Annotated in this window: 13 protein-coding genes and 1 other RNA gene; 7 read left to right on the forward strand and 7 right to left on the reverse strand. The window is 29.9% G+C overall.

The window, feature by feature from the left end:
* Positions 1-41: 41 nt before the first annotated feature.
* Positions 42-350: a hypothetical protein gene (locus LDL23_RS08615; RefSeq protein ID WP_291265333.1), complete on the reverse strand. Its 309-nt coding sequence runs from the start codon at positions 348-350 to the stop codon at positions 42-44.
* 125 nt (positions 351-475) lie between these two features.
* Here LDL23_RS08615 and rnpB point away from each other — a divergent pair.
* An RNA gene (rnpB, locus tag LDL23_RS08620) (RNase P RNA component class A) lies at positions 476-799 on the forward strand.
* A 14-nt stretch (positions 800-813) separates the two neighbouring features.
* On the opposite strand, the gene rsmD is transcribed toward rnpB, so the two are convergent.
* From rsmD to LDL23_RS08635, 3 genes are read right to left on the reverse strand one after another with little or no spacing between them, the layout of a single operon-like run.
* Positions 814-1392: a 16S rRNA (guanine(966)-N(2))-methyltransferase RsmD gene (rsmD, locus tag LDL23_RS08625; protein WP_291265334.1), complete on the reverse strand. Its 579-nt coding sequence runs from the start codon at positions 1390-1392 to the stop codon at positions 814-816.
* Positions 1389-2201, reverse strand: a complete 813-nt coding sequence (locus LDL23_RS08630) for a DUF3822 family protein (RefSeq protein WP_291265335.1) — start codon at positions 2199-2201, stop codon at positions 1389-1391. The genes rsmD and LDL23_RS08630 overlap by 4 nt, the downstream gene beginning before the upstream one ends.
* Positions 2185-2946: a hypothetical protein gene (locus LDL23_RS08635; RefSeq protein ID WP_291265336.1), complete on the reverse strand. Its 762-nt coding sequence runs from the start codon at positions 2944-2946 to the stop codon at positions 2185-2187. Before LDL23_RS08635 ends, LDL23_RS08630 begins: the two co-directional genes overlap by 17 nt.
* A gap of 122 nt (positions 2947-3068) precedes the next feature.
* Between LDL23_RS08635 and LDL23_RS08640 the strand changes: the two genes are divergently transcribed.
* A complete protein-coding gene (locus LDL23_RS08640; protein WP_291265337.1) occupies positions 3069-4493 on the forward strand; it encodes an AAA family ATPase in 1425 nt (474 codons plus the stop codon).
* A 27-nt stretch (positions 4494-4520) separates the two neighbouring features.
* Complete coding sequence (gene kdsB, locus LDL23_RS08645) at positions 4521-5246, forward strand: 3-deoxy-manno-octulosonate cytidylyltransferase (RefSeq protein WP_291265338.1); 726 nt, start codon at positions 4521-4523, stop codon at positions 5244-5246.
* A 4-nt stretch (positions 5247-5250) separates the two neighbouring features.
* Here the strand turns inward: kdsB and LDL23_RS08650 are convergent, their stop codons facing one another.
* Positions 5251-5955 carry a potassium channel family protein gene (locus LDL23_RS08650; protein ID WP_291265339.1) on the reverse strand — a complete coding sequence of 235 codons (705 nt, stop codon included), beginning with the start codon at positions 5953-5955 and terminating at the stop codon, positions 5251-5253.
* The gene (locus LDL23_RS08655; protein ID WP_291265340.1) at positions 5955-6617 is read right to left on the reverse strand and encodes a spermidine synthase; all 663 of its coding nucleotides are present in this window, start codon (positions 6615-6617) and stop codon (positions 5955-5957) included. Before LDL23_RS08655 ends, LDL23_RS08650 begins: the two co-directional genes overlap by 1 nt.
* 56 nt (positions 6618-6673) lie before the next feature.
* Between LDL23_RS08655 and LDL23_RS08660 the strand changes: the two genes are divergently transcribed.
* Positions 6674-7228 (forward strand): 1-acyl-sn-glycerol-3-phosphate acyltransferase, encoded by a 555-nt coding sequence (locus tag LDL23_RS08660; protein ID WP_291265341.1) that lies wholly within the window; start codon positions 6674-6676, stop codon positions 7226-7228.
* Between the two features lie 33 nt (positions 7229-7261).
* Here the strand turns inward: LDL23_RS08660 and LDL23_RS08665 are convergent, their stop codons facing one another.
* On the reverse strand, positions 7262-7723 hold the full coding sequence (locus LDL23_RS08665) for a helix-turn-helix transcriptional regulator (protein ID WP_291265342.1): 462 nt from the start codon (positions 7721-7723) through the stop codon (positions 7262-7264).
* A gap of 248 nt (positions 7724-7971) precedes the next feature.
* On the opposite strand from LDL23_RS08665, the gene LDL23_RS08670 reads away from it, so the two are divergent.
* The 3 genes from LDL23_RS08670 to LDL23_RS08680 all read left to right on the forward strand — a co-directional run.
* Positions 7972-9180 carry a M14 metallopeptidase family protein gene (locus tag LDL23_RS08670; RefSeq protein WP_366935484.1) on the forward strand — a complete coding sequence of 403 codons (1209 nt, stop codon included), beginning with the start codon at positions 7972-7974 and terminating at the stop codon, positions 9178-9180.
* Between the two features lie 57 nt (positions 9181-9237).
* Positions 9238-9717 (forward strand): winged helix-turn-helix transcriptional regulator, encoded by a 480-nt coding sequence (locus LDL23_RS08675; protein WP_026726210.1) that lies wholly within the window; start codon positions 9238-9240, stop codon positions 9715-9717.
* A gap of 45 nt (positions 9718-9762) precedes the next feature.
* The coding region (locus tag LDL23_RS08680; protein WP_366935485.1) for a DinB family protein at positions 9763-10000 on the forward strand (238 nt) is incomplete at its 3' end.

Below are 10000 nucleotides of genomic sequence, written 5' to 3' on the forward strand. Positions count from 1 at the left end.
ATTGAGGTGAATCTTTATAAAAGTTATTCACAATTTAGTTTTTAAAGGGATGTTGAATGCTTATCTTTAATAGAAAGTTTAGCAATAGCTTCAGCATTTTTATCAGAAGAATTAGCTGAAGTTCCAGTAACAAAAACACCTTTCAATCCGTATTTGGAAACGATTCCGTAGACGGTTGCTGCGTCATCTGGATTAGAGTTGCCTTCGTAATGGTAAATGTGATTGATGGTATAATTTTCGGGATGCAAAATTATATCTTCTTCATTTTGATTGAAATCAAATGTAAACCCTTTCTCTCTTAATTTTCTTAGCGCTTCAGAGACAGAAGCATAGTGATAAATAGTTGACATAAGAATTAAGTATTATAAATTTGCGACCTCTAAATTTACGAATATATTAGCTCTTAAAAGCAAAAGATTATGTTAAACTATCTATTAAAATTTCTTTAAAACGATAGAATTTGTTGTAAGTTTGCACCGCAGACCGCCTTATCGTCCGTGTGTAAGCATGGTAGGAAAGTCCGGACACCAAAGAGTAGCATAGTGGGTAACGCCCATCCGCCGAAAGGTGAGGACAAGTGCAACAGAAAGTATGTACAGGTAATGCTGTAGTGAAACCAGGTAAACTCTATGCGGTGAAATGCCAAGTATATCAGCAGTTTTTGAGTAATCAAAATAAGGGCGACTCGTCCGATGTTGAAGGGTAGGCAGCTTGAGTTACACAGTAATGCGTAATCTAGATAAATGATAAGGCTCCGATTTATCGGAGACAGAATCCGGCTTATAGGTCTGCTTTTTTTATTTTGTGACGATTTTATCCTTCGTCTTCCTCTTCATAATCCTCTTCTTCGTCGCTTTCGAATTCGTAAAAAGAAAATACAGAACCTCCGTAACTTTTTGAAAAGGAAAAATTTGTCAAATGATCTAGTTTGGTATGTTTCGAATGTTCTACAATTAACATTCCTTCTTCGTCTAAAAGCTCGTTTTCAAAAATAAGTTGAATGATTTTTTCAAAGTTCTCCTGACTCAAATCATATGGTGGATCAGCAAAAATAATATCATAACTTGCTTTACTTTTTTCTAAGAATTTGAAAACATCACTTTTAATTACGCTAATATCTAAATCTAATTCCGTTGCCGTTTTTTTGATGAAATTTACACAACCCATGTCGCCATCAACACTAGTTATTGGTCCAGCACCACGAGAAGCGAATTCGTAACTGATATTACCAGTTCCTGAGAATAAATCCAAAACTTTTAAACCATGAAAATTAAAGTAATTATTCAAAATATTGAATAACGATTCTTTACACATGTCGGTTGTAGGACGAACAGGTAAGTTTTTCGGAGCTACTAAACGGCGCCCTTTGTGTTTTCCGGAGATAATTCTCATGAATGATAAAGTATAAAGTGATTTCTCAATTCTGAAGAAGAAACGTCTAAGATTGAAGCTTTGTTTGAAACATCAAGTAAAGAACAGTTTCTAATATATTTAAAAGCAATTTTATAAAAGGCATCTTCTTCTGTACAATTTCCAAAAAGCTGAACTGAAATCGTTTCTGGATTTAATTGTAATTGTTCGCAAGTAAACAAGATGAAATAAATAAAATCTTCTGGAGTGTTATATTGAAATGAATTAAAAAGTAGTAATTGCTGATTTTTTACCACAACAATTTCAAAATGCTCTTTTTGAAGATGCACAAAAACTTGCTTTTCTTCTTTATTTTTGGACAAATCTAATAGTTGTTTTACTAAAATAGAATTAGCATTCTGATATTCAAAAGTTTCGTATTGGTCTAACAAGAAATTATTAATATTAACGAAAGGAACATAAACATTATTCATTTCGTATGGAAAAATAACATCATGGGTAAAAAAATCAGTTTCAAAAACTTTGGTATTGTATTGCAAATAACTTGCTAAAAAATGAACATCAAATAGGGAAGTAGGCACAAAAGTATTCAAGTTATTATCATGAATTACCATTACTTCATCAAATGATTTTGTAAGAATAGGATAATCGACGAAAGTACGCCACAATTGTTCTTCAATTACTTTGTTTTTTTCAAAGAGAATTGACATGGTGTTTATTACTTTGTTGGAAAGTAAATCAAAGACACAAAAAGAAAGTCCACTCAAGGAAACCTGAATGGACAACTTTTTGTATGTTTTTTGAGTAATGTCGTTATTCGTTATTACCATATTTTTTTGGCCAGTTTCCTGAAAGTGTAACTTCTTCTAGTGAACCTAAAATAATTTGAGGACCGTTGATTTCATCAATAGACTCTACTTTATTTTCTTGTTTTACTAATTCTTGATCTAAATCTTTTAATAAAGCATTTTTGTCAATAATAGCTTGGAATACAGAAAGATTCGAGTCGTTTCTAGAAACTACACCTGTTTTCATTACAACAGGAACTTCAACTTCACCAACTTTTACAACATTTAATCTTTTGTATCTGTCAGAATTTTTAAATAATGAATCTTTTACTTTAACAGTTCCTAATTTAGTGATAATTACTTCATCTTTGAAGAAACCACCAACTCCATCAGCTCCAACTTTAATCCCAAAAGCAGTATTTTTAGCAGCATCAATTACAGCAGTATCTTTTCTTGAAACGATTTCAAATTCACCATTTTCAACAAATTTTACTAATTCGTCAAAAGTGTCAGCATATTTTCCATTAACAGACTTGTAACCTGTTTGTAATTTTTTAATGTCTAACATTGTTTTAACAGCTACTTCGTAACGACTTTCTTTTTCTTTTTGAAACTCAATAGGTTTCATAATTGAAGAATAAATTAAGTATAGAAGAAAAAATGAGATTCCCCATAATAAAATGGTGAAAACTTTTTTATTTCCTGGTGTAACGAATTTATCAATTAGTTTAACCAATGCAAAGATTAAAATAACCAATACGACTAAATAAATAGCAATTTCTAACATTTGAATAATTTATTTTTAGTTAAATAGGTACGCAAATCTACAATTTTTTTTTCTACACAAAAGAATTTCTTGTAAAAATCATTCAGTATATTTGAAAAATTAATATTGGCCAAATCTTTTTTATGACTTACAAGCTGTTTTACAATTTATTACAAAATAATTTTCCGCATCAACCCACTCTAAAACAGGATATTTTTTTTCAGAAAATTGCCGATTTTATTTTGAACTCAACTTCTGATGATATTTTTATCCTCAAAGGTTATGCCGGAACGGGTAAAACAACCATAATTTCTACCGTAATTAATAATTTAGGTGATGTTAATATGAAAGCTGTATTACTTGCACCAACAGGTAGAGCAGCTAAAGTAATCAGTAATTACTCTGGAAAACCGGCTTATACGATTCATAAACGAATTTATTTCCCCAAAAAAAATAAAACTGGAGGCGTTAGTTTTACATTGCAACAAAATAAATTTAAAAATACCTTATTTATAGTCGATGAATCTTCTATGATTTCGGATAATAACCAAGATTCTAAATTGTATGAAAATGGTTCGTTGTTAGATGATTTGTTTTTTTATGTGGATGCTGGAAATAATTGCAAACTTTTATTAATAGGAGATACCGCTCAGTTGCCGCCGGTTAACATGAGTGTGAGTCCGGCTTTGGATATTGACTCGCTTTCGCTTCATTATCAAAAAAATGTACATCATATTGAGTTGGATGAAGTGATGCGTCAAGCGGAACATTCTGGAATTTTGTATAATGCTACGCAGTTACGTGAATTATTACATTCGCATTTTATTGATACGTTCCAATTTAAATTGAAAGGGTTTAAAGATATTGTTCGTTTACAAGATGGTTATGAAATTCAAGATGCGATTCATCAAGCGTATGATAATTATAGTATAGAAGACACAGCTTTTATTTTGCGTTCCAATAAAAGAGCGAATCAATACAACCAACAAATTAGAGCTTCCATTTTGTCTAAAGAAAGTGAAATTTCAACTGGAGATTATTTAATGGTAGTGAAAAACAATTATTTCTGGTTACCCGAAAATTCAGAAGCAGGTTTCATCGCTAATGGTGATATTGTCGAAATTCTAGAAATCAGAAAAATTCAAGAACTGTATGGATTCAAATTCGCTACTGTAAAAATCAGAATGGTGGATTATCCGAATCAAATTCCGTTTGACACTGTTATTATGTTAGATACGATTATGAGTGAATCGCCTTCATTAACATATGAAGAATCGAATAAATTGTATCAGGAAGTTTTATTGGATTATGAAGAAGAACGCCAACAATATAAAAAACTACAAAAAGTAAAAGAAAACCCTTATTTCAATGCACTTCAAGTGAAGTTTTCATATGCGATAACGTGTCATAAATCGCAAGGTGGTCAATGGAAAACCGTTTTTGTAGAACAACCTTATTTACCCGACGGAATTGATATCGATTATGTCCGCTGGTTGTACACTGCCATCACGCGTGCTGAAGAAAAATTATATTTAATCGGATTTAAAGATGAGTTTTTCGAAAATTAATACTTTTGTAATCAAACAAAATCGAACATGAGAATAATAGCTGTAATTCCCGCAAGATATGCTTCAACTCGTTTCCCTGCAAAATTAATGCAAGATTTGGGAGGCAAAACCGTAATTCTTAGAACGTATGAAGCGGCTATTTCCACAAATCTATTTGATGATGTTTTTGTGGTAACGGATTCTGATTCAATTTTCAACGAAATTATTTCGAGTGGAGGAAAAGCCATCATGTCGATAAAAGAACACGAAAGCGGAAGCGACAGAATTGCAGAAGCTGTTGAACATATGGATGTTGACGTTGTAATTAACGTTCAAGGCGACGAACCTTTTATAAATAAAAAACCTTTAGAAGAACTAATTGAAGTTTTTAAAAACGATTTAGAAAAGAAAGTTGACTTAGGCTCTTTGATGTTTCAAATAGCTGATAAAGAAGAAATTAATAATCCAAATAACGTAAAAGTTATAACAGACCAACAAGGTTTTGCGTTATACTTTTCACGTTCGGTGATTCCGTATCCTAGAGAAGAAAATGTAGGCGTTCGTTATATGAAACACATCGGAATTTATGCTTTCAGAAAAGAAGCTTTGATGGATTTTTACCGCTTACCCATGTTGTCGTTAGAAGCTTCTGAAAAATTAGAGCAATTACGTTACTTAGAATATGGAAAACGCATTAAAATGGTAGAAACTTCTCACGGAAGTATCGGAATAGATACTCCTGAAGATTTAGAAAAAGCGAGAAAGTTATTGTAATTAATTATTCTGTTTTATCACTAAAATAGCCTCTAGTTTTAATTTTAGAAGAAAAGAAATTCATAAACAAAATAACAAAGAAAAGAAATAAAAATACTTGTAGAATAGTAAATATTTTTCCTTCCATTGTTATTGGATAATATTCTCCATAACCTATTGTAGAAGAGGTTACAAAACTATAATATACCGCATCAAACCAATGATTTAATGTTGCATTCAAGTAATTTCCAGTTCTGTAAAATACTGCAAAAGCTAAAACCGATTCTAAATAATTGAAAAATAGCAACAACATCGATCTTTTATAAGAACGAGGTTGGGAAAACAAATCAGAAGCAAAAATTAGCGTTGGAATGTACAAAACCGTCTCTAAAAGAATATAAATCAATATAAAAACCACAAAGTGATTGGTTTGCCAATTATTTACAAGAATTAAAATAGGGAAGATAACTTTTGCTAAAATATAAAAGTCCATTACTAAATCTTTGTATTCATATCCAAATTTATTAGCAAAATGCTTAATGTAAATTCCAGGAAATAATAATTGTGAGGAAGAAAGAAATAAACGTACTATCTTTTCAATTCCATTATCTTCTTCATGATCATTGTTCCAAATAGCTCTAATATTTAGAATTGTTTTTTTTAATGGACTAAAATTATGGTGGTTGAGTTTATTAACTTTTCCAACTAATAATTTTTTAACTATGCTCATTACGATAATTTTTTAATGGTAAACAATTCGTTGTGCACTTCAATTTTTGGATACAATCTTACGGAATAATTACTATCAAATTTACTTTTATAAGTAGCGTTTCTTCTTCTGTCTTGATAATCTAAAATCATAGTATTAAACAAGATAAATCCATTTACATTAAGTAAAAAATTAATTCTATTAATAAAGAAATCTTCAAATAAAAAATTAGGCATTGTCGTATCTTGAAAGATATCAATAATGATTAAATCATATTTTTCTTTGGTTTTTAAAACGAATTCAAAAGCATCATCATTCACAATTGAAACGTTATTATAGTTTCCTAAACCAAAATATTTTCTAGCCATTTCAATCACAGTAGCATCAATTTCTACTCCTGTAATTTTACCTTCAAATTTTACTTCTTTTTTTAGAGTTTCAATTACGCTTCCACCAGCAACGCCAAGTACTAAAATATTTTCAAATGTGCTAATTCTTTCGTAACCAATATATTTTAATCCTTTTTTTAGTACACGCTGTAGACTACCAAAAGAATAATTCGTATTCTCAGAATCTAAAACCAAATGTCCATTATTCCAGGTAACTTCTAGATTTTTACTGTAAACCGATTTCTTTTGATGAATTTTTATAGGTAATAAAAAACTCAATACGCGCTTAATCATGTAATTTTGTTTGTAATCGTAAATATAATTTTATTTTTGTCTCAAAATAGTCTCTAATGAAACAAATTATATACAAATTTATTTTCTGCAAAATTTTCGGATGGAAAGTAATCGGTACAATTGCACCAGAAGTAAAAAAATGCGTGTTAATAGCGGTTCCACATACGAGTTGGTGGGATTTCTTTCTTGGAATTTTCTCTCGTGGAATTCTTAATCTAGAAATTAATTATGTAGCTAAAAAAGAATTATTCGTATTTCCTTTTAATTATTTCTTTACTTGGACAGGAGGAACTCCTCTAAATCGCCAAAAAAACGAGAATAAAGTAGATACAATTGCTAAAATATTTCAAGAAAAAGATGTTTTTAGATTAGCAATCGCACCAGAAGGAACTCGAAAAAAAGTAACCGAATGGAAAACGGGATTTTATTACATGGCATTAAAAGCAAATGTTCCAATTATTCCTGTAGCGTTTGATTACGGAAGAAAACAAGTAGTGTATCACGAACCATTTTACCCAACGGGAAATATTGAAGCTGATTTAAAATTTTTAAAATCGTATTACAAAGATGTAATTGGTAAAATTCCTGAAAAAAGTTTTACAAATATTTAAAAAAATAGAACTCTGGAGAAATTCAGAGTTTTTTTATGGTTTATAGTTTTTAAAAGTACCATTTTTAAAAAACACTACAATGCGCTCAATTTCTTCGTGAGAATTATTTTCTGTTTTAGACGATTCTACAGGATTAGGTTCTGAAAGGGTAGAAGCAATTCCTTTTTCTACAGTCGAAAACAAATCAGGTTCCGAACTAGTGTTTTCTAAAATTGGTAGTGAAGCAGATTTTTTTTCAATTTCTAAAACTGTTGGAACACCATTTTCTGATTTTGGAAAATTTCCTTTTCCATTCAAAATCCAATACAAATCTACTTCAGGAAAAACCTCAATTACTTTGATGATAAAATCTAAGCTAGGTTTATTTCTACCCGAGAGTAGGTGAGATAGACTCGAGCGCTGTACATTGATTTTATCCGCAAAAGCAGAAGCCGATAAATTATAATAATCGAGTATAATTTCTAACCGTTTAATAAAATCATCAATGTTTACCATTGTAAATAGTTGTTTTAAATTACAGAGTTACAAATGTAAACAAAGTAAAAGAAATACACAAGTTTACAGATGTAAATAACGATATGTATATTAAATATAAGCTTTATTTAGATTATCATAACTAATTGATTTATAAAAAACAACATATGTAAATTGTGAATAAGTTAATGTTGTAAATTAATACGATGTAGGGTAATATAATCTGTAATTAAAACCGTTTACAAAAGTAAATTTCATAACATTTTCACATGTTTACAAATGTAAAATTAAAGTTGTTTACATTTGTAAATCAAAATAAAACCATGGATTATTTACAATTAGCAACTCAATATTTAGAGCTAAAACTAAAAGGCAAGTATATTTATTTAGATAACATTTTACCTCTTTTAAACTCTTTGAATTCTGATTTTGAAATTACTCAAATAGGAAAATCGGTTCAAGGAAGAGCTATTCATCAAGTAAAAATTGGAACTGGAACTACCAAAATTTTAATGTGGTCGCAAATGCATGGAAATGAATCAACGACTACAAAAGGATTATTTGATTTCTTCAATTTCTTGAAATCGGATAATGAAATAGCAAATCGAATTAAATCGGACTATACTTTATTGTGTATTCCTATGCTAAATCCAGATGGTGCTTTCTTATATACGAGAGAAAATGCTAACAAAGTGGATTTAAATAGAGATGCTTTTAATGCTACTCAGCCTGAAATGCAAATCTTGCACAGCGTTTATAAAAGTTTTCAGCCAGATTACTGCTATAATTTACACGATCAACGAACTATTTTTGGAACAGAAGGCTTTAATTTACCTGCAACCGTCTCTTTTTTATCACCAGCTTATAATGAAGAGAGAGAATATAACGAAGTGCGTTTAAAAGCAATCCATATAATAAACAATATGAATAATGCGTTACAACTTTATATTCCAAATCAAGTTGGGCGTTTTGATGATGGTTACAATGTCAATTGTACAGGTGATTATTTCACAACGCAAAACACTCCAACGATTTTATTTGAAGCTGGGTATTATAAAGATGATTATAATAGAGATATTGTAAGAAAATTTATTTTTATTTCGCTTTTAAGTTCATTTGATGGAAGTTACGAAAACGTTATAGTTGATAAAGAATTGAATAATTATTTGAAGATTCCTCAAAATAACAAATGTTTTTATGATTTTATTTATAAAAATGTCAAAATTATTGATAATAATGAAGAAAAAATAATTAACTTTGCAGCTCAATATACTGAAGCAGTGCAAGATGGTCAGTTAAAATTTGTGGCAACTATCGTTAAAATTGATGATTTGCAGGATTTTAAAGGACATTTAGAATACGATTGCGCAAATGGTTTGTTTGAATCTAAAGGGGAATATTTTCCCAAAATAGAAGATAAAGCCGATTTTTTTATCAATAATTTAACAGAATTTAACAATGGTGTAAAAATTATTTGATAAATTTGCCTCAGTTTTGAATAAAAATCAAAAATTTAACAAATATTATAAGCACTTATGAGTAAGTTTCGTTTAGATGAAGTAGATCATCAAATTTTGGACATGTTGATTGATAACACGAGAGTTCCTTTTACAGATATTGCAAAAAAATTATTAATTTCTGCAGGAACGGTACATGTTAGGGTGAAAAAAATGGAAGATGCTGGAATCATTCAAGGTTCTTCTTTGACATTAGATTATGAAAAATTAGGATATTCTTTCATTGCTTATGTTGGTGTTTTCTTGCACAACACGTCTCAAACTAAATTCGTTTTAGAACGAATTAATCAAATTCCTTTCGTAACTGTTGCTCACGTAACTACAGGGAAATTTAATATTTTCTGTAAAATTAGAGCTAAAGATACCAAACACGCTAAAGAAGTTATCTTCATGATTGATGATATCGAAGGTGTGTACAGAACTGAAACCATGATTTCTTTAGAAGAAAGCATCAACGACAAAAAACGATTGATGCATACGATTTTTAAAGAATTGTAAAATACGAAAGCCTCATTATTGAGGCTTTTTTTATATCTTTAAGTTATGAAAAATTTACAACCAAATGAATTTGCTCATTATTATGAGAATTATATCAAGCTGGTTCCTGAGCAAGATATTATAAAAGGACTTACTAAGCAAAAAGGAGAAATGTTGCATTTCTTTAAATCGATTCCTGTTTTTAAACATGAATTTAGATATGCAGAAGGCAAGTGGACGATAAAAGACATTATTCTGCATTTAATTGATGCGGAAAGAATATTTGTGTATCGTGCTTTACGTA

Origin of the sequence: Flavobacterium sp. (assembly GCF_020217025.1) — a bacterium.
Taxonomy (GTDB): Bacteria; Bacteroidota; Bacteroidia; order Flavobacteriales; family Flavobacteriaceae; genus Flavobacterium.